This is a genomic window from Ramlibacter sp. (genome assembly GCF_035548915.1).
Classification (GTDB): domain Bacteria; phylum Pseudomonadota; class Gammaproteobacteria; order Burkholderiales; family Burkholderiaceae_C; genus Ramlibacter.
This window is the reverse complement of the sequence record NZ_DASZSE010000039.1, coordinates 463,627-482,432: the sequence shown is the minus strand read 5'-3', so window position 1 is coordinate 482,432 and position 18,806 is coordinate 463,627. Positions and strand designations below refer to the sequence as shown.

Here is an 18,806-nt window from a genome sequence, read left to right as displayed (position 1 = left end):
TCATGCCCGCCGTTCCTCGAGCGCCTCGCGCGCGTGCGCCTGGTCGGAGAACGGGTGCTTCACGCCCGCGATCTCCTGATAGTCCTCGTGCCCTTTGCCGGCGATGAGGATCACGTCCTCGGCAGCGGCCTGGGCGATCGATTCGCGGATCGCCCGCGCGCGGTCGGCCTGCACATTCACGCATTCGTTGTGCGAGAGGCCAAGCAGGATCTGGCAGATGATCGCTTCGGGCTTTTCGCCGCGCGGGTTGTCGCTCGTGACCACCACGTGGTCCGCGCCCTTCTCGGCCACAGCGGCCATGATCGGCCGCTTCACCGGGTCGCGATCGCCGCCGCAGCCGAACACGCACCAGAGCTTGCCGCCACGCTCGCGCGCGAGCGGCCTGAGCGCGGCCAGCGCCTTGTCGAGCGCGTCGGGGGTGTGCGAGTAGTCGACCGCCACCAGCGGCTGGCCGGGCAGGCCGATGCGTTCCATGCGTCCCGGCACAGGCAGCAGCGCGTGGCACGCCTCCACAGCGCGGGCGAGCGACACGCCGAGCGTGCGCATCGCGGCGATGACGCCGAGGAGATTGGACACGTTGTATTGCCCGACGAGCTGCGTGCGAAGCGTTTCGCGGTCGCCGTTTTCCGCGACGGTGAAGGCGAGGCCCTCGGTCGCATGGGCGATGTCGAGCGCACGCAGCCGCGCGGGTCCGAGGCAGGAGACGCTCCAGAGGTCCATGCCCGCATCCTTCAGCTCGTCGTGCAGTTCGCCGCCTTTCTCGTCATCGACGTTCACGACCGCGGCCTGCAGCCCCGGCCAGCGGAAGAGCATTCGCTTCGCTTCCCAGTACGCCTGCATCGTGCCGTGGTAGTCGAGGTGGTCCTGCGTGAGGTTCGTGAAGATCGCGGTGCGGATGCGCATGCCGTCCATGCGATGCTCGGCGATCCCGATGGAAGAGGCCTCCATCGCGCAGGCGCCCAGGCCCGCGTCGGCGAAGCGGCGCAGTTCGCGCTGCAGCAAGACGGGGTCGGGCGTCGTGAGGCCCGTCGAATGCACATGAGGCGGCTGGCCCGTGCCGAGCGTGCCGATCACGGCGCAGCCGATCGGATGCGGCTTCACGCCCGAAAGCGCCTGCGCGAGCCACCACGCGGTCGATGTCTTGCCGTTCGTGCCCGTCACGGCAAGCACGTCGATCTGCTCGCTCGGATGGCCGTAGTACTCGGCTGCGACGAGCGAAGTCGCGTTCTTCAGGCCCCGGTAGCCCGCGACCTGCGGCGAATCGAAGGCGAACGATTCGGCACCTTCCGCCTCGACGAGACAGGCCGCCGCGCCGCGCGCGAGCGCCTCGCGCACGAACTGTCGTCCGTCCGTGGCGGCGCCCGGCCAGGCGATGAATCCATCGCCTGGCTGCAGCTTGCGGCTGTCGCAGTGCAGCGTGCCGTCGACCTGCCCGGCCAGCCACCGGGCGGCTTCGCGCGGATGGTGGAAGTCGAGCATCAGAACGACTCCTCCACCTGTTCCACCACGATCTGCGGCTTCACGTTCATGTCGGGCTGCACCCCCAGCATGCGCAGGGTCTGCTGCACCGTCGCGCTGAACACCGGCGCGGCGACGTCGCCGCCGAAGTAGCGGCCCGCGGAGGGCTCGTCGATCAGCACGGCCACGACGATGCGCGGCTTCTCGACCGGCGCGATGCCCACGAAGAACCCGCGGTACTTGTGTTCCGCGTAGCCCTTGCCTTCCTGCTTGTGCGCGGTGCCGGTCTTGCCGCCCACCGAATAGCCCATGGTCTGCGCGCGCGGCGCGGTGCCCCCGGACTGCGTCACGAGGTGCAGCATGTTGCGCACGGCCCGCGCGACTTCCGGATCGATCACACGCAGGCCCGCCGCATCGCCTGGCGACTTGAGGAGGGTTGCCGGCACGAGCTCGCCGTCGCGCGCGAACACGGTGTACGCATGCGCGAGCTGAAAAAGGCTCGCGGAGAGGCCGTAGCCGTAGGCCATGGTCGCCTGCTCGATCGGCCGCCAGCTCCGCCAGGCCCGCAACCGGCCGCCGACGGCGCCCGGGAAGCTGATCTGCGGCTTCTGACCGAGTCCCACTTCGCTGAAGATCTCCCACATGTCGCGCGGCTGCATCTGCATCGCGATCTTCACGATGCCGACGTTGCTCGACTTCTGGATCACCTGGTTCACGGTGAGCGCGCCCTGCGGGTGCGCGTCGCTGATGGTCGAGCCGCCGATCGTGAGGCGCCCGGGCGAAGTCTGGATCACCGTGTCGGGCGTGACGACGCCTTTTTCGAGCGCGAGCGCCGCCACGAAGGGCTTCATGGTCGAGCCCGGCTCGAATGTGTCGGTGAGCGCGCGATTGCGCAGTTGCGCGCCCGAGAGATTCTGCCGGCGGCCGGGGTCGTAGCTTGGATAGTTCGCGAGCGCGAGCACTTCGCCAGTCTCGGCATCCAGCACGACGGCGCTGCCGGACTTCGCCTTGTGCTCGATCACCGCGTCGCGCAGCTTCTGGTAGGCGAAGAACTGCACCTTCGAGTCGATGGAAAGCTGGATGTCCGCGCCGTCCACCGGCGGCACTTGCTGGCCCACGTCTTCCACGATCCGCCCGAGCCGGTCCTTGATCACGCGGCGAGAGCCGGGGCGGCCCGCGAGCTCCTTGTTGAATTCGAGCTCGATGCCTTCCTGCCCGACGTCCTCGACGTTGGTGAAGCCCACCACGTGCGCCGCGGCCTCGCCTTCGGGGTATTCGCGCTTGTATTCCTTTCGCTGATAGATGCCCGCGATGCCGAGCTTCGCGATCTCGCGCGCCACCGGTTCGTCCACCTGGCGCTTCAGCCAGACGAAGGTCTTGTCCTCGTTTTCGAGCTTGTGGCCGAGCTCGGACATCGGCATGTCGAGCAGCTTCGCGAGCCTGGAGAGTTTCGCGGGATCGCGGTCCACATCCTCCGGGATCGCCCAGATGCTCGGCGCGAGGACGCTGGTCGCGAGCAGCAGGCCGTTGCGGTCGAAGATGCGGCCCCGGTTGGCGGGCAGCTCGAGCGAGCGCTCGAAGCGCACTTCGCCTTGCTTGCGGAAGAACTCGCTGCCGAAGATCTGCACCCACGCGGCGCGGCCCGCGAGCGCGGCGAAGCCGAGCGCGATCGCGCCCACGATGAGCTTGCTGCGCCACACGGGCGTCTTGCTCGCAAGCAGCGGGCTCGGGGCGTGCAGGACGGCCTTGGCGTTCTTCACGGCTGGCTCCCCGTCGGCCGCGCGACGTACTGCGTGATCGCGGGCGTGGCCGTGCGCATCTGCAGCTGGTCTTTCGCGACTTTCTCGACGCGCAGCGGCGTGGCCTGCGCGCGCTTTTCCACTTCGAGCCGGTAGTTCTCGATCTCGATCTGGCGCGAGCTCGCCTGCGCCTTCTCGATCTCGGCATAGAGGTAGCGCGACTCGTACTGCACATGCACGAGGTAGAGCGCGCTCGCGAGCACGGCGGCGAGGAGCGCGAGGTTCACCCGGGTCATGCGTCGGTCCTTCGCGCCACGCGCATGATCGCGCTGCGCGCGCGCGGATTGCGCGCGATCTCTTCTTCACCCGGCTTCACTCGCGCGATCGCCTCGAGCTTCATCCGCTCGGGCCGCGCGAAGGGCGCGCGGCGGTCGTAGACCTCGCGCGAATGCTTCGCGATGAACTGCTTCACGATGCGGTCTTCCAGCGAATGGAAGCTGATGACGACGAGGCGCCCGTCGGTCTGCAGGATGTCGAGACTCGCATCTAGCGCCTCCTGCAGCTCTTCAAGCTCGGCGTTGACGAAAATCCGAAGAGCCTGAAATGTGCGCGTTGCAGGGTCCTGGCCCGGCTCGCGGGTTTTGACCGCACGAGCCACGAGCTCGGCCAGTTCGGCGGTGGTTGCAAGAGGGCCCCGTTCCTGTCGGCGAGCAGCAATCGCCTTTGCAACCGGAAGAGCAAACCGTTCTTCGCCATAGTCACGGATCACCTCCGCCATCTGCTCCACCGAGGCGGCAGCGAGCCACTCCGCGGCGCTCGTGCCGCGCGTGGTGTCCATGCGCATGTCGAGCGGCCCCTCCGCGCGGAAGGAAAAGCCGCGCGCGGGGTTGTCGATCTGCGGCGAGCTCACGCCCAGGTCCATCAGCACGCCCGCCACGCCGCGGCGCGGCAATTCGCCGATCGAGCGGAAGCCCTGGTGACGAATCTCGAAGCGCGTGTCCTCGATCGCGTTGGCCGCGGCGACCGCTTCCGGGTCCTTGTCGAAGGCGATGAGATGCGACGACGGGTCGATGCGCGAGAGAATGAGCCGGGAGTGACCTCCGCGGCCGAAGGTCGCGTCCACGTAGGTCTGTCCCGGCTTGGAGAACGCATCGGCCGAAAGTGCATCGACTGCTTCGTTCAACAAGACGGTGGTGTGTTGCCATGTGCCTTCCACCGCCTGCCTTCAGAAAGAGAAGTCCTTGAATGCGTCCGGCATGTCGCTCAGCAGTGCCTCGGCTTCCTTCGCCTCGTAGGTCGCGCGGTCCCAGAGTTCGAAATGGTCGCCCATCCCGAGCAGCATCGTTTCCTTCTCGATTCCCGCGCTGCTGCGCAGTTCCGGAGACACGAGCATGCGGCCGGTGCCGTCGAGCTCCACATCCATCGCGTTGCCCATGAAGATTCTCTTCCACCACTGCGCGGCCATGGGGAGCTGCGCGATCCGGTCGCGGAATTTTTCCCATTCGGGGCGCGGAAAGATCATGAGGCAGCCGTGCGGATGCTTCGTGATCGTGAGCTGGTTGTTCGCTTGCGAGGCGAGCACGTCACGGTGCCGGGTCGGCATCGAGAGCCGGCCCTTGGCATCGAGACTGAGCGATGAAGCCCCTTGGAACACCTGCGTAAATCCTCGGCTACGTTCGAACGGCGCGAGGCCAGCCCCGAAGGCACTGACCACCACTTAATTGCACTTTTTTGCACTGTAGCAGGAAAAAACCGGCGTGCGGCAAACTCGTGTATCAAAATTCGCAACGAAATCAAGGAGTTAGGGCCGATCTTCGAGGCCGGCTCGCGCTGTTTCTCCTTCAGGAGCAAATACTTACGTCACGCTCTGAAAGTGATTCATGAGGCTCAGGCGTTTCGCGGACCGAACCGTCCCTGCACGCAACGCGACCTCATCCGAATGCTGGAACAGGGCCGCGCATGCTGGTATACCTGCGCACATACACGTGCGAAGCGCGGCAAGCCCGCCCTTTTCGCAGGCGTGCGCGGCACAACCACAAGGCGATCGAACCAGCGATGCGATGCTTAGCGGCGGGATGACAGACACCGGCGTTCTGCCGGCAGACATGGCCGCCGGGCCGTTTTCGGAGATGCTCTACGAGAGCTCGACGACGCGGGTCTGGCGGATTGCCGATGCGGGCGTGATCTGCAAGGAGCCGCTCGGTCCGGCGGCCGCGCAACGCCTGGGGCACGAAGGCGCGATCCTCGCCGGCCTCGCCGCGGTCGATGGGGTCGCGAAACTCGCATCCGGGCCTCGCGCGGACGGCTTGCTCGTGCTGCGGGACTGCGGAGGCGAGCCGCTCGCGCGACGGCTGCGCGGGGTCGCTCTGCCGCCGCTCGAGGCGATCGACCTCGCCGCGAAGATCGCGCGAACGCTCACCGGGATTCACCGCGCCGCGGTCGTCCACCGCGACATCAACCCCTCCAACATCCTCCTCGCGGCCTCGCAGGAGCCCGTGCTGATCGACTTCGACTCGGCCGCGTGGGCGCATCAGCCGAGCGCGCCGGGCGCGACGAGTGAAGTCGTGGGCACGCTCGGCTATCTCGCTCCCGAACAGACCGGCCGCACGGGACGCGGGGTGGACCACCGGGCCGACCTCTACGCACTGGGCGTCACGATCTACGAGATGGCGACGGGGCGCCTGCCCTTCGATGCACAGGATGCGCTGCAGCTCGTGCACGACCATCTCGTGCGCGAGCCCGTGCCGCCCTCGCGCCTCGACGAGCGCGTGCCGGACGGCCTCTCGAGGATCGTGCTGCGCCTGCTCGCAAAGGTGCCGGAGCAACGGTATCAAAGCGCCGAAGGCCTCCTGCATGACCTGGAGCGGTTGCGCACCGTGCTCGCCGAAGGCGGGGACGACGCGTTCGCGCTGGGCGAGCGCGACTTCCCGGCGCGCCTCGCCGCGCCGGCCAGGCTCGTGGGGCGCGAGGCGGAACTCGCCTTGCTGCGGCAATCGTTCGCCGATGTCCTTCGCGAGTCGGCCCGGATCGTGCTCGTCGCCGGTGCGGCGGGGGTCGGCAAGACCATGCTGGTGAACGAACTGCGGCCCGTCGTGGCCGAAGCCGGCGGCCTGTTCCTGCAGGGCAAGTTCGATCAATATCAGCGCGAAGGCGCCACTGACGGCGGAGTGACGCAGGTGCTGCGCGGCCTCGGCCGCGTGCTGCTCGCGAGCGACGACATCGCCGGACAGAAAGAGCGCCTACTGGCTCACCTGGGCCGCAATGCCGCACTCATCACGCGGTGGTTGCCCGAGTTCGCGCTGCTGCTCGGCGAGCAATCCGATGCGCTGGAAGTCGACCCGCAACTGGCCGAATCGCAGATGCGCGAGGCCATCGTCGCTCTCTTCACCGCCGTCGCGTCCCCCGCCCGGCCGATCGCGGTGGTCCTGGATGACCTGCAGTGGGCCGGCGCGCTGTCGCTGCGCACGATCGAGCGGCTCGCGCTCGAGCCCCGCGTGGCCGGCCTGCTGCTGATCGGGACGTACCGCACCGAGCCCCTGCACGCGGCCGACAGCCTCACGCCGCTGCTTGCGAGCCTGCGCGACCGGGAGCTGCCCGCGGTGCGAATCGAACTCGCCGGAATGCCGACAGCCGAGTCCACCGAGCTCATCGCCGGCATGCTGCGTCTGGACCGCCCCTGGGCGGAGCGGCTGGCCCGCGCGATCGGAGAGGTCGCCGCGGGCAATCCCTTCGACACGGTCGAGCTGATCAACGAACTGCGCGCAGCCGATCTGCTGCGCATCGGACGCCATGGCTGGGAATGGGACGAAGACGCGATCGTCGGATTCGCGGGGCGCAAGAGCGTGGCGGACCTCCTCGCGGCGCGCATCGCCCGCCTGCCCGAGGCCTCGCGGCTACTGCTGGATTCGATGAGCTGCCTGGGCAATGTCGTGGACGCACAACTCCTGCACATCGCCTGCGGACTCGAAGCGGATGAACTGGACAAGGGCTTGCATCCGGCCATCGAGGAAGGCCTTGCACTGGTGAGCGACGGCGCCCCGCTTCGGCGCGTGCGCTTTACGCACGACCGTGTCCAGCAGGCCGTGCTGGGCTCGATGGGTGCCGGCCAACGCGAATCGCGTCACCTCCTCATGGCGCGGCGCCTGGCCGCCCGTCCCGAATTCGAGGCCGAGGCGGCCCAGCAGTACCTTGCGTGCGCGGGACTGCTCAGCGACGCCGATGAGAAACTGCTCGCCTGCCGGCTCTTCCATCGTCTCGCCCGGCGGCTCGCGGACGCCGCGAGCAACCTGCTGGCCGAACGCTATCTCGCAGCAGCTTCGGAGCTTCTCGCGGACCGCGGACAGCATGAAAGCGAGTCGCTGCGAGCCGAAGTCGATGCCGCGCGTCACGCCGCGCTGTACAGCCTCGGGCGCCTGCAGGAGGCGGATTTGCTGTTCGCGCAGATGCAGGCGGCTCGCGTCGAGCCGCTCGACATCGTCGAGCCCGCATGCCTGCAGATGCGCAGTCTGGACATGCGCGCGCGGCTGCGCGACTCGTTTCGACTGGGACGGCAGCTCTTGGCCCGCCTCGGGCAGGAGATGTCCGAAGGCTGCGCCGCCGACACGCAGGAGCGGCTCGACACCTCGGCCGCGTGGCTCGCGCAGGAAAGCGCCTTGGACCATCGCTCTCGCGCGCAGATCACGGACAGGCGAACGCGCGCAGTGGCGCGGCTCATGAGCTGCATGGTGCGGGCCGCCTATTTCCTCGGCGAGGAAGACGCTTTCGCATGGCTCCTGATGGAAAGCCGTCGCATGTGGGACGAGCACGGCCCCTGTCCGGAACTCGTGGCGGGCCTCGGCCGCCTGAGCGTCGCACTGATCCGCGGGCGCCACGACTATTTCACCGGCTGCCGCATCGCACGGCACGTCGTCACCGTGGGCGAAACGCTGGGATACGAGCCTCAGACCTCGGAAGCGCGATTCATCTATTGCACCTTCGCCGGGCACTGGATCGAGCCGCTGGAGAACGTCCTCGAACAGCTCGAGCGCGCCTTCGCGGGCGTGCGGGAGTCGGGCGACGCATCCTACGCGTCCTATGTGCATCTCGCCATCAACCTGCTCGTGCTGGAAACCGCCCCGAGTCTCGACGAATTCGAGGCGAGCGTCGCGCGAGGCGGTGCGCTCGCCGAAAGCACGGGCAACGCGTACTCGGCGGGGCTTCATCTTTCGCAGCAGCAGCTACAGCGGGCGCTGCGCAGGCAGCCGCGCGCGCCCGTCCCCTTCGGGGACGCCCAGGGGAGCGAGGCAACGCTGCGAGCGCGCGAGGCATCCGCGTTCGCCACGATCCACACGGACTACCGGACCTTGCACGCGCTCGTCATGGGCGACTTCGAATTCATCGCGCGGCATGCGGACACGCTCGCGAGCGTGCGGCCGTTCCTGACCGCGGTTCACAACCACGTGGCGCTCGCGCTCGCTCGTGCCTGGCAGCTTCGCGGCGGCGCGGAGGCCCCGCATCAGCAGGAGCAGCACCTCGAGAACCCGGAGCACCAGGCGCAGGAGCGCGAGCTCGAAGGCTGCCGCGCCTGGCTCGCGGCGCGGGCGACCGACCAGCCCCACAATTTCCTGCACCTGCTGCGACTCGTGGAAGCCGAGCAAGCCTGGGCGCTCGCAAGGCCATGGGACGCGGCCAAGGCATTCGATGCGGCGGTGCTCGAATCGGGCATTCGCTCCCGGCCCTGGCACGCCGCGCTCATCAAGGAGCGCGCGGGGCGGTTTTACCTGCAGCAGGGTTTGACCGCCGCGGGCCGCGATCTCCTCGCCCGCGCCCGGGACGCCTACCAGGCCTGGGGCGCCGCGGCGAAGGCGGAGAGCCTGCGCAACGAATACGACTTCCTGCGCGCGACGCAGCCGCAGGAGCCGCAGCGTGGGGCACCGCGCCTCGCGCAGTCGTCCACCAAGGGCGGCTCCAACAGCGTCCTGTCCGAATCCCTCGATCTGCTTGGCGTGCTGCGCGCGTCGCAGGCGCTCAGCTCCGAAACGAGCCTGGACCGCCTGGCCGCCCGCGTCACCGAAGTGGTGGCGGCCCTGAGCGGCGCGACGCAGGTGCTGGTGCTCTCGTGCGTCGAAGGCCGATGGTCGCTGCTCGCCCCGGGCGGCGCGCCGATCCCCGTCTCGCGCGCGGCGCAGCAGGGCCTCGTGCCCCAGTCGGTGTTCTCGTACGTCGAGCGCACGCGCGAAGTGCTCGTGATCGACGATGCAGTGGCCGACGACCGTTTCTCGCGAGACCCTTACTTCGACCGGCTCGCTTCCTGCTCCATGATGGCGGCGCCCATCGCGATCCAGGGCGAAGCGGGCGCGATCCTCCTGCTCGAAAACCGTCAGGGGCGAGCCGCGTTCAACGCGCAGTCGCTCGACGCCGTGATGCTCATCGCGGGGCAGCTCGCCGTGTCGCTCGGCAACGCGCAACTCTACGAAAGCCTGGAAGAGCGCGTGCAGGCGCGCACGCGCGAGCTGCAGGAAATGCAGGCCGAGCTCGTCGCGACCGCGCGCCGCGCGGGCATGGCGGAGATCGCCAACAACGTGCTGCACAACGTCGGCAACGTCCTGAACAGCATCAACGTGTCGGCGAGCGTCGTGCGCCATCTCGTCGAAGCATCGCGCGGCGCGGGCCTCGATCGCGCGGTGGCGCTGCTTCAGGAGCATCAGCACGACCTGCCGGACTTCCTCGGGCGCGACTCGCGCGGAGCGGCGCTTTTCAGCTACCTGAAGGAGCTGGCCGCCGCGCTTCGCGCGGAGCGGCAGGACATGCGCGCCAACCTCGACCGGCTCACACGCAGCGTGGAACACGTCTCCTACATCGTCTCCACCCAGCAGTCGCATGCCGGGCCGTCCAGCTTGCTGGAGGCGACCCGGCCGCAGGAGTTGCTCGAAGAGGCGCTGCGCCTGAGCGCGAAGACGACCGGGACCTGCGGCATCGCGGTGGTGCGCCGCTACGCCGACTTGCCGCCCGCGGCGCTCGACCGGCCGCGCATGCTGCAGATTCTCGTGAACCTGATCGACAACGCCGCGCAGGCGATGGCGAACACCGCCGAAGGCTCGCGCGTGCTCACGCTCGGCACAGGCATCGTCGATGACCGGACCGGCTCGCGCCTGCGAATCACCGTCGGCGATTGCGGCGAGGGCATCGCGCCCGAGAACCTGCGGCGGCTCTTCGCGCATGGCTTCACGACGCGCAAGAACGGCCACGGCTTCGGCCTGCACAGCAGCGCCCTCGCGGCGATGGAGATGGGCGGGCGGCTGCTCGCCCATAGCGAAGGCGCCGGCCGCGGCTCGACTTTCACGCTCGAGCTGCCGGTGGCTGCCGCTACGCGCGAAGGGTAAGTGTCAGGTCCGCCGATGCCAGCTGTGCAGGGTCGACAGGTCGAGATCCCACGGCGACATCGGCGCGACAAGGTCGTTCGCCGAGACGGACACCCGGGAGCGCAACACGAGCGGGATCACCGCGTGGTCGCGCACGACGATGTCGTTCATGCGGATGAATAGCGCCGCGCGGGCGGCGGGGTCGAGCTCCGCCTCGGCCGCCGCGCACGCGCGCTCGTACTCGGGATGCGTCCACCGCGCGATGTTGCGGCCTTGCCATTTGTTGGCCTTCGTCGGGATTTCGGCCGCGCGGAACTGGAACATGAAGCGTTCCGGATCGGGCTGCGTCTGCGGATGGGCGTACATCTGCATGTCGCTCCAGAACTTGCTGTAGGTGTTCGGGTTGGCCACGTCCGATGAAAAGTACACCGACGGGATGACGGTCTTCAGCTCGAGCTCGACGCCCGCGGCGCGCGCCGCCTGCTTGATCACGGCCTGGGCTTTCTGCCGCGGCGCGCTCACAGAGGTCTGGAATTCGAACTTCAGCCGGCGCCCCGCCTTCTCGCGGATGCCGTCGGCGCCCGGCTTCCATCCGGCCGCTTCGAGAAGCGCTGCGGCCCTTTCGGTGTCGAACACCATCCTGTTGTTCGGCGAGCGGAAGCGCTCCGGATTGTTCAGGATGTTGGGCGTCGCGGTGCCGGAGCGGCCGTAGACGAAGCGCTGCAATTCGGCCCGGTCGACGAGAAGCGACATCGCCTCGCGCACGGCCGGATCGGAGAAAGCGAAGTGCCTCGTTTTCGCGTGCGCGCGCTCTCCTTCGAATTCCGACCAGGGGTCGGTCATGTTGAGCAGCATGAATTCGATGTCGCCGCCCTGCACGGTGCGCACGTGGCCGGTGCCGCCCTCTTCCATCCGTCTGAGCACGTCGTCTTCCACGAGGATGTTCCCCGCATGGTCGAAGTCGCCCGTCTGAAGCACCGCGCGGGCCGCGGACGTGGCGTCGCCGCCGCCTTTGATTTCCACGGCATCGAAGTAGGGCCGGTTGGGCATGTGGTAATCGCGGTAGAGCTCGGCGCGCACGAAATCGCCCGGCCTGAAGTCCACGAACCTGTAGGGGCCGGTGCCTACCGGCCGCAGGTTCGCGGGCGCTTCGCGCGACTTCGCGCCGATGTAGGCCCCGAAGTGATGCCGGGGCAGGATCATGCCGATGGCGCCCACGAACGGGCTCGCCCAGAACGGCGTGGGCTTCGCGAAGACGATCCGGATCGTGTGCGAGTCGACCCGCGTCACGGTCAAGCCCCGGTAGCTGCCGCCCGTGACCGTGGCGGCCTGCGGATGGCTCACGAATTCCCAGGTCGCCACGCAGTCGTCCGCCGTGAAGGGCTGCCCGTCGTGCCACGTCACGCCTTGCTTGAGCTTCCACGTGACCGAGGTGCCGTCCGCGGAAACGCCGCCGTTCTCGCGCGTGGGAATCCCGGCGGCCAGCACCGGCACGAGCGAGCCCTCGGCATCCCAGTTGGCGAGCGGCTCGTAGAAGATGCGCGATGCCTCCTGGTCCTTCACGCCGTTGGCGAAGTGCGGCTGCAGCAAGGTGGACCCCTGCCACGAGATGAGCCGGAGCGTGCCGCCGCCGCCGCGCCTCGTCGGACTGTAGGCAGGCGCGGCCTGGGGCCAGGCAACGCCGTGGTGCGCGAGCAGCATCGACGCCATCGGCGCCGCGAGGCCCGCGGCCGCCATCTTGCTCACGAAGTCGCGGCGCGAGAGTTTCGCGCGGCGCACCTGCTCGATCAGGTGCCTGATTTCACCGACGTCCATCGTGCATGTCCCTGTCACTTTCGAATGCGTCGAGGATGAACCGCGGCATCCGTTTCAGGGACAGTGCAAACGCCAATTCCGCTGATTCCCCCGGTTCCGCCAATTTCGCGGATGGCTCCCGCCGCGCCCGTCGCTGCCGCGACACGGGACGGCGCGACAACCAGCGCGACAACCAGCGCGATACTGCGCCCAGGCTTCAGAGGATGTAGCGCGAGAGGTCTTCGTCACGGCTCAGTTGCTGCAGCCGTGCATCGACGTAAGGACCGTCGATCGTCACCGTGCCGCCCGCGAGCTTCGTGGCATCGAAGCTCACTTCGTCGAGCAGCCGCTCCATCACGGTGGAGAGTCGCCTCGCCCCGATGTTTTCGGTGCGCTCGTTCACCTCGAAGGCGATCGCCGCGAGCCGCGTGATGCCGTCGGGCGTGAACCGCAGCGTGACGCCCTCGGTGGCGAGCAGCGCCTGGTACTGCTTCACGAGCGACGCGTGCGTGCTCGTGAGGATCGCCTCGAAGTCTCCCACCGAAAGCGATGCGAGCTCGACGCGGATCGGAAAGCGTCCCTGCAGCTCCGGGATCAGGTCGCTCGGTTTGGACAGATGGAACGCGCCGCTTGCGATGAAGAGGATGTGGTCCGTGCGGATCGGCCCGTACTTCGTCGCCACCGTCGTGCCCTCGACGAGCGGCAGCAAGTCGCGCTGAACGCCCTGGCGCGAAACGTCCGCGCCCGCGACGTCGCCGCGCGAGGCCACCTTGTCGATTTCGTCGATGAAGACGATGCCGTTCTGTTCGGCGTTGTGCACGGCCCGCGCGCGGATCTCGTCCTCGTTCACCATGCCCGCGGCCTCTTCCTCCACGAGCAGCTTCATCGCCTCGGCGATCTTCAGCTTGCGCGACTTGCGGCGGCCGCTACCCATCTGGCTGAAGAGCCCGCGCAGCTGCTCGGTCATCTCCTCCATGCCGGGCGGCGTCATGATCTCCACCTGCGGCTTGGGCTCCGCGACCTCGACTTCCACGTCCTTGTCGTCGAGCTGGCCTTCGCGCAGGCGCTTGCGGAAGGAGTGCCGCGTGGCGTTGTGTTCGTCGCCGCGCGTGCCGGGCAGCAATGCTTCGAGGATGCGTTCCTCGGCGGCGTCCTCAGCGCGCGTCTTCACCTTCTGCATCTCCGCGACGCGCGTTTGCTTCACCGCCATCTCGGCCAGGTCGCGCACGATCGCGTCGACGTCCTTGCCGACATAGCCGACCTCGGTGAACTTGGTCGCCTCCACCTTGATGAAGGGCGCATCCGCGAGCTTGGCGAGCCGCCGCGCGATCTCGGTCTTGCCGACGCCCGTGGGGCCGATCATGAGAATGTTCTTCGGCGTGATCTCCGCGCGCAGCTTCTCGTCCACCTGCTGGCGGCGCCAGCGGTTGCGAAGCGCGATCGCGACGGCGCGCTTCGCACCGTCCTGCCCGACGATGTGGCGGTCGAGTTCGGAGACGATTTCCTGGGGCGTCATCGAACTCAAGGCTTGTCCCCCAGGACTTCGATCGTATGGTGCATGTTCGTGTAGATGCACAGCTCGCCCGCGATCTCGAGCGACTTCTTCACGATGTCCGCCGCCGACAGCTGCGTGTTGTCGAGAAGGGCCTTCGCCGAGGCCTGCGCGTACGGCCCCCCCGAGCCGATGGCGACGATGCCGTACTCGGGCTCGAGCACGTCGCCGTTGCCGGTGATGATGAGCGAGGCGTCCCGGTCGGCGACGGCCAGCATCGCTTCGAGCCGCCTCAGCACGCGGTCCGTGCGCCAGTCCTTGGTGAGCTCGATCGCCGCGCGGACGAGGTGGCCCTGATGCTTCTCGAGCTTGCCTTCGAAGCGTTCGAAGAGCGTGAAGGCGTCGGCGGTCGCGCCCGCGAAGCCCGCGAGCACCTTGTCGTGATGAAGCTTGCGAACCTTGCGGGCCGTGCCCTTGACGACCAGGTTGCCGAGCGTCACCTGCCCGTCGCCGCCGAGCGCCACCTGGCCGCCGCGCCGCACGCTCAGGATGGTCGTGCCGTGAAACTGTTCCATCGTTGTGAAATGGGGCGTGCGCCGCGATAAGCAAGCGCGAGAAGGATCAATCGTGGCGCGGAATGATGCGCGCGTGTTCGCTGATGCCGATCACGTTGAAGAACGCGGCCACCAGGCGGTGCACCTCGACGAACTGCACCTGGCGGCCCTCCGCCTGCCGGGCCGTGACCCAGTTGAGCAGCGTGCCCGCGGCGGAGAAGTCGATGCGCACCAGCCGGGAGCAGGAGATCACCATCACGTCCGCGCCGGCAAGCCGGGCTTCGAGCGTATCGACCGCTTCGGTCGCGTCGCCGCTGATGTGGCCGGCAAGCTCCACGGTCGAGACGTTCGACATCTGCGAACTCATGGAAGGCATCTGGGTATCGCCGTAGGCGGTGTTCATGCCGGAGGCGAGGGAGTCGCGAAAGGCCTCTCCGATGATCGTATGGCCGTGCGCGAGGCTGCCATCGGCCTGCAGCGCCTTGAAGTCGCAGCGCGCGCTGTCCCACGAGGGCGGCGAGACTTCGTACGTCACGCAGTAGTCGAGCGCGACCAGTTCGAATTCGTCGGGCCGGTGCATCACGCGCAGCACCTCCATGCGCAGCTTCCACCACGCGGGGTTCACGCCGCGGTCGCCGGAAGGCGTCGCCTCCTTCAGCACCTTCTCGAACACGTCGGCGCCGATGAAGCGCAGCTGCACGGGCTGGGAAGCCCACTGGGTGAACATCTTCGTGAGCGGCTCCACGGCCGACTCGGCAATCGAGTTGAGCTTGGTCCAGGCAAGCCGCCACGGCGCGGGCGCCTTCGCGAGCGCGGCATTCATCGCGGCAAGAGTCTGCGTGCCGAACACCGCGGGCGAGGTCCAGTCGGCCACGGCCTGCCCTGAGGGCAGGCTCGACGGTGTGACCGTCGTCATGCGCCCCACAAGTTCCGGCAGCGAGAACCACTGCGGGGCGGAGCGGCCGAAGCGGCTCGCGAAATCGATCGCGGCGGTCTCGAAGCGGTCCTGCTGGCCGGTTGCGCGGTAGAGGTCGAAGAGCGTGAGCCAGGTCTCGTCGTGGTTGACCCGCGCGCCATGCGGTGCGAGCACTTCCAGGAGGCCCGCCTCGGCACCCGCGCTGTCGCCGTTGGCAAAGCGGATGGCCGCCTCCTCGAGCTCGGGGTCGTGCGCGAATTCGTCGACGTCGATCGCGAAGAGTTTCGAGGGCGTGAATGCGCTTGCGCCGCCGGAAGGCTCCGACACCGGCCCCGCCGCCGCGCCGCTGGACATCCGGGACGAGCCGGAGGACGACGATGAGAGCGACGGCGGCTGAGCGCTCGCCGGCTGCTCGGAAACGGACACGGCCGACTTCGCCGCCACGGCCGCGGGCGTGACCACGTCGAGCATCGGCTGAAGCTCCACGGGACGCGTCTTGTCCGCATCCTTGGCGCTCACGAGCGGCTGGGGTTCCGTGCGGGTGTACGCGGTCGACTTGAGCGTGGGCGAGCCCACGGGGCGGCTGCCCGGAGTGGAATCGGGCGGCATGTGCGTGGACACGGGGAACTGGCTGGTCGGGCCGCCCGTGCGCGCCGCGGTGTCGGCATGCTTCGTCTTCCACCACTGCATCGACATCTGCGCCTCGATCTCATCGATCTTCTTCAGCGTGGTGGCGCGATCGTCCGGCTTGGACGGCATCGAGCTCTGGAAGAAGGACGGACGCGCGGCCGGGTCCTGACCCGCCATCACTTCGCTTCGGCGCATCTTGCGCAGCATGTCGAATTCGCGCTTCCTCACGAAATCGTTGCGGCGCTTGCGCTCGATCATCTCCTTCAGCATCTGCTTGCTGTAGGAGCTCTCGCGCTCGGTCTCCTGCTGATCGAGGTCGGCCCAGTTCGTCGTGGTGTTCTTTACGAACCGCACGACTTTCGACAAAAGGCCGGGGTCGTCCTTTGCAGCCATGATGATTTCGATTGTCCGGCCGAAGGGCGGTGGATGCCACCGAGACTTCAGTCTCCGAACATCTTCTGCTTCAGCTCGCGCCGCTGCTGCGCCTCCAGCGAGAGCGTCGCCGTGGGCCGCGCAAGGAGGCGCCCCACGCCGATCGGCTCGCCGGTCTCGTCGCAATACCCGTAGTCGCCCGCGTCGATGCGCGCGATGGACTGCTCGATCTTTTTCAGCAGCTTTCTCTCGCGGTCGCGCGTGCGCAGTTCGAGCGCGTGTTCTTCCTCGATGGTGGCCCGGTCGGCGGGGTCCGGAACGATCACGGTGTCGTCGCGCAGGTGCTCGGTGGTCTCGCCGGCGCTCTTCAGGATGTCTTCCTTCAGGCCGATCAGCTTCAGGCGAAAGAAGGCGAGCTGTTTCTCGTTCATGTACTCGCCGTCGGGCATGGCGAGCACTTCCTCGTCCGAGAGTTCCTCCGCCGTCTTGGTCTTCCAGTTGTTCGCGAGCTTCGGGTCTTTCTTGATTGCCACGACGGGCGGGGGATTCAGGAGGGATTGGGACGACATGGGGGTATAGCTTGCTTTTGCAGCGGTAGGGGCAGCGGTATGTGCAGCGGTGGAGGCCGTGCTCGCGGTTGCCGGCTGCGTCGCGGCACTCGCCGTCGCATTCGACGGGGCCGGAGCTCGCGCGGCAGCCGCTTGAGCAGGCTGGACGGCGCCGGCGACGGGCGCCGGCGTGGGTTTGCTGGGTGTGCCGCCGGCAGGCCCGGCCTTCGCGGGCGCGGCCGCCCGGGCGGCGGGATGGGGCTTGGCTGCTTCCGGCGCGGCCGCCTTCTGCGGAGGATTCACGGCCGATTTCATCGCCGTCTTCACCGCACCGGCGGCGTGTTTCGCCGCGGACTTGACGGCAGTCCCGGTCGCGGGCTTCGCCGAAGTCCGTGCGGCCGTCTTGGCGGAACCCTTGGAAGATGCCTTGGCCGGAGCCCTGGCGGGCGCTGGGGCTGCGGCTCGCGAAGGGGCCTTCTTCGCCGGTGCCTTCGCTGCCTTCTTCACCGCGGCCTTGGCCACCGCCTTCCTGGCCGGCGCCTTCGCGGCGGGCCGCGCCCCGGCGGGCTTCTTGGCGGCCTTGGCAGCGCTCTTGGGCTGAGGCTTCACGGCTGGTCTCCTCGCGTCGGTGGCGCTGTGAGCAGCATGCGGGTGCGCCGTGCTGCCTTGTTGTCGAGTCGAAGCGCCTTCATGAGGGCGATTTATACCCTGATTGACGGTCGCCGAACGGTCACTGTCGGCCTTTTGCGCGGCAGGAGCGGGCGCCCCCGCTCCGAAAGCCGGGAAACCCAGCAGTTGCAGAATCGAGACAAACATGACGGCCCTCCCCGCCAGCCATTCGGCCGGCCAGCCCGAAGCCTAACCGAAGTGCGACCGTGCCCCGGCCGTCACACGAGGCACTGCTCGAGTCCCTGCAGGAAGATCTCCTTGGGCAGCTCGATGCCGATGAACACCATCTTGCTGCCGCGCGCCTCGCCTTCGGCCCACAGCGGCCCGAGGTCGCTGCCCATCAGCTGGTGCACGCCCTGGAAGATCACCTTGCGGTCGGTGCCCGACATGTGCAGCACGCCCTTGTAGCGCAGCATGCGCGGGCCGTAGATGTTCACCACGGCGCCCAGGAAATCCTCCAGCCGGGCCGGATCGAACGGCCGGTCCGAGCGGAACACGAAGCTCTTCACGTCGTCGTCGTGATGGTGGTGGTGCGGGTGGTCGCAGTGCTCGCCGTGCTCATGATCGTGATCGTGGTCGTGCCCATGCTCGTGATCGTGGTGCTCGTCCTCTTCCTTCAGGAAGTCGGGGTCGATGTCCAGCTTGGCGTTCAGGTTGAAGCCGCGCAGGTCGAACACCTCGCCGATCGGCACGTCGCCGAAGTGCACCGGCCGATGCGGCGCGCGCGGGTTCATGTGCTTCAGCCGGTGCACGAGCGCGTCCACCTCGTCCTGGGCGACCAGGTCGGTCTTGCTGATGAAGATCTGGTCGGCGAAGCCCACCTGGCGGCGCGCCTCCTGGCGCTCGTCGAGCTGCTTGTCGGCGTGCTTCGCATCGACCAGGGTGAGGATCGAATCGAGCAGGTAGCTCTCGGCGATCTCGTCGTCCATGAAGAATGTCTGCGCGACCGGGCCCGGGTCCGCGAGGCCGGTCGTCTCGATCACCACGCGGTCGAAGTCGAGCAGGCCCTTGCGCTTCTTGGCGGCCAGGGCCTGCAGCGCCTCCCTCAGGTCCTCGCGGATCGTGCAGCAGATGCAGCCGTTGCTCATCTGCACGATCTGCTCCTTCGTCTCGTTCACGAGGATGTCGTTGTCGATGTTCTCCTCGCCGAACTCGTTTTCGATCACGGCGATCTTCTGTCCGTGCGCCTCGTTCAGCACGCGCTTGAGCAAGGTGGTTTTGCCCGAGCCGAGAAAGCCCGTGAGGATCGTGGCGGGGATGAGGGCCATTTTGATGCGACTCCGTTGAAGCGTGA

The 18,806-nt window shown here is 68.0% G+C and carries 13 protein-coding genes; 2 read left to right on the top strand and 11 right to left on the bottom strand.

The window, feature by feature from the left end:
• The 5 genes from VHA82_RS16445 to mraZ are packed head-to-tail and all read right to left on the bottom strand — an operon-like array spanning position 1 to position 4,851.
• Positions 1-1,479 (bottom strand): UDP-N-acetylmuramoyl-L-alanyl-D-glutamate--2,6-diaminopimelate ligase, encoded by a 1,479-nt coding sequence (locus VHA82_RS16445; protein WP_325545636.1) that lies wholly within the window; start codon positions 1,477-1,479, stop codon positions 1-3.
• A complete protein-coding gene (locus VHA82_RS16440) occupies positions 1,479-3,218 on the bottom strand; it encodes a penicillin-binding protein 2 (protein ID WP_325545634.1) in 1,740 nt (579 codons plus the stop codon). The genes VHA82_RS16445 and VHA82_RS16440 overlap by 1 nt, the downstream gene beginning before the upstream one ends.
• Positions 3,215-3,493, bottom strand: coding sequence for a cell division protein FtsL (ftsL, locus tag VHA82_RS16435; RefSeq protein WP_325545632.1), 279 nt, complete (start codon positions 3,491-3,493; stop codon positions 3,215-3,217). Before ftsL ends, VHA82_RS16440 begins: the two co-directional genes overlap by 4 nt.
• Positions 3,490-4,413 carry a 16S rRNA (cytosine(1402)-N(4))-methyltransferase RsmH gene (gene rsmH / locus VHA82_RS16430; protein WP_325545630.1) on the bottom strand — a complete coding sequence of 308 codons (924 nt, stop codon included), beginning with the start codon at positions 4,411-4,413 and terminating at the stop codon, positions 3,490-3,492. The genes ftsL and rsmH overlap by 4 nt, the downstream gene beginning before the upstream one ends.
• Before the next feature lie 9 nt (positions 4,414-4,422).
• Positions 4,423-4,851, bottom strand: a complete 429-nt coding sequence (gene mraZ, locus VHA82_RS16425; RefSeq protein WP_325545628.1) for a division/cell wall cluster transcriptional repressor MraZ — start codon at positions 4,849-4,851, stop codon at positions 4,423-4,425.
• 421 nt (positions 4,852-5,272) lie between these two features.
• Between mraZ and VHA82_RS16420 the strand changes: the two genes are divergently transcribed.
• The gene (locus VHA82_RS16420) at positions 5,273-10,558 is read left to right on the top strand and encodes a trifunctional serine/threonine-protein kinase/ATP-binding protein/sensor histidine kinase (RefSeq protein WP_325545626.1); all 5,286 of its coding nucleotides are present in this window, start codon (positions 5,273-5,275) and stop codon (positions 10,556-10,558) included.
• Positions 10,559-10,561: 3 nt separating this feature from the next.
• On the opposite strand, the gene VHA82_RS16415 is transcribed toward VHA82_RS16420, so the two are convergent.
• From VHA82_RS16415 to dksA, 5 genes are all read right to left on the bottom strand, one after another.
• The gene (locus VHA82_RS16415) at positions 10,562-12,352 is read right to left on the bottom strand and encodes a peptide ABC transporter substrate-binding protein (RefSeq protein WP_325545624.1); all 1,791 of its coding nucleotides are present in this window, start codon (positions 12,350-12,352) and stop codon (positions 10,562-10,564) included.
• 196 nt (positions 12,353-12,548) lie between these two features.
• A complete protein-coding gene (hslU, locus tag VHA82_RS16410; RefSeq protein ID WP_325545622.1) occupies positions 12,549-13,856 on the bottom strand; it encodes an ATP-dependent protease ATPase subunit HslU in 1,308 nt (435 codons plus the stop codon).
• A complete protein-coding gene (gene hslV, locus VHA82_RS16405) occupies positions 13,853-14,398 on the bottom strand; it encodes an ATP-dependent protease subunit HslV (protein WP_325545620.1) in 546 nt (181 codons plus the stop codon). Before hslV ends, hslU begins: the two co-directional genes overlap by 4 nt.
• A gap of 46 nt (positions 14,399-14,444) precedes the next feature.
• Positions 14,445-16,316, bottom strand: a complete 1,872-nt coding sequence (locus VHA82_RS16400) for an STAS domain-containing protein (protein ID WP_325545618.1) — start codon at positions 16,314-16,316, stop codon at positions 14,445-14,447.
• Positions 16,317-16,363: 47 nt separating this feature from the next.
• Positions 16,364-16,864, bottom strand: coding sequence for an RNA polymerase-binding protein DksA (gene dksA, locus VHA82_RS25250; protein ID WP_414708664.1), 501 nt, complete (start codon positions 16,862-16,864; stop codon positions 16,364-16,366).
• A gap of 169 nt (positions 16,865-17,033) precedes the next feature.
• Here dksA and VHA82_RS25245 point away from each other — a divergent pair, with 169 nt between their 5' ends.
• Positions 17,034-17,444: a hypothetical protein gene (locus VHA82_RS25245; protein ID WP_414708663.1), complete on the top strand. Its 411-nt coding sequence runs from the start codon at positions 17,034-17,036 to the stop codon at positions 17,442-17,444.
• A gap of 286 nt (positions 17,445-17,730) precedes the next feature.
• Here the strand turns inward: VHA82_RS25245 and VHA82_RS16390 are convergent, their stop codons facing one another.
• Entirely contained in the window at positions 17,731-18,780 is a 1,050-nt protein-coding gene (locus VHA82_RS16390) for a GTP-binding protein (RefSeq protein ID WP_325545616.1), read from the bottom strand.
• Positions 18,781-18,806 lie beyond the last annotated feature (26 nt).

Bases quoted from the DNA above. Each gene is read 5' to 3' on its own strand.
- ftsL (WP_325545632.1), bottom strand. From the start codon at position 3,493: ATGACCCGGGTGAACCTCGCGCTCCTCGCCGCCGTGCTCGCGAGCGCG.
- VHA82_RS16400 (WP_325545618.1), bottom strand. From the start codon at position 16,316: ATGGCTGCAAAGGACGACCCCGGCCTTTTGTCGAAAGTCGTGCGGTTC.
- VHA82_RS16420 (WP_325545626.1), top strand. From the start codon at position 5,273: ATGACAGACACCGGCGTTCTGCCGGCAGACATGGCCGCCGGGCCGTTT.
- hslV (WP_325545620.1), bottom strand. From the start codon at position 14,398: ATGGAACAGTTTCACGGCACGACCATCCTGAGCGTGCGGCGCGGCGGC.
- VHA82_RS16445 (WP_325545636.1), bottom strand. From the start codon at position 1,479: ATGCTCGACTTCCACCATCCGCGCGAAGCCGCCCGGTGGCTGGCCGGG.
- VHA82_RS16415 (WP_325545624.1), bottom strand. From the start codon at position 12,352: ATGGACGTCGGTGAAATCAGGCACCTGATCGAGCAGGTGCGCCGCGCG.
- VHA82_RS16390 (WP_325545616.1), bottom strand. From the start codon at position 18,780: ATGGCCCTCATCCCCGCCACGATCCTCACGGGCTTTCTCGGCTCGGGC.
- dksA (WP_414708664.1), bottom strand. From the start codon at position 16,864: ATGTCGTCCCAATCCCTCCTGAATCCCCCGCCCGTCGTGGCAATCAAG.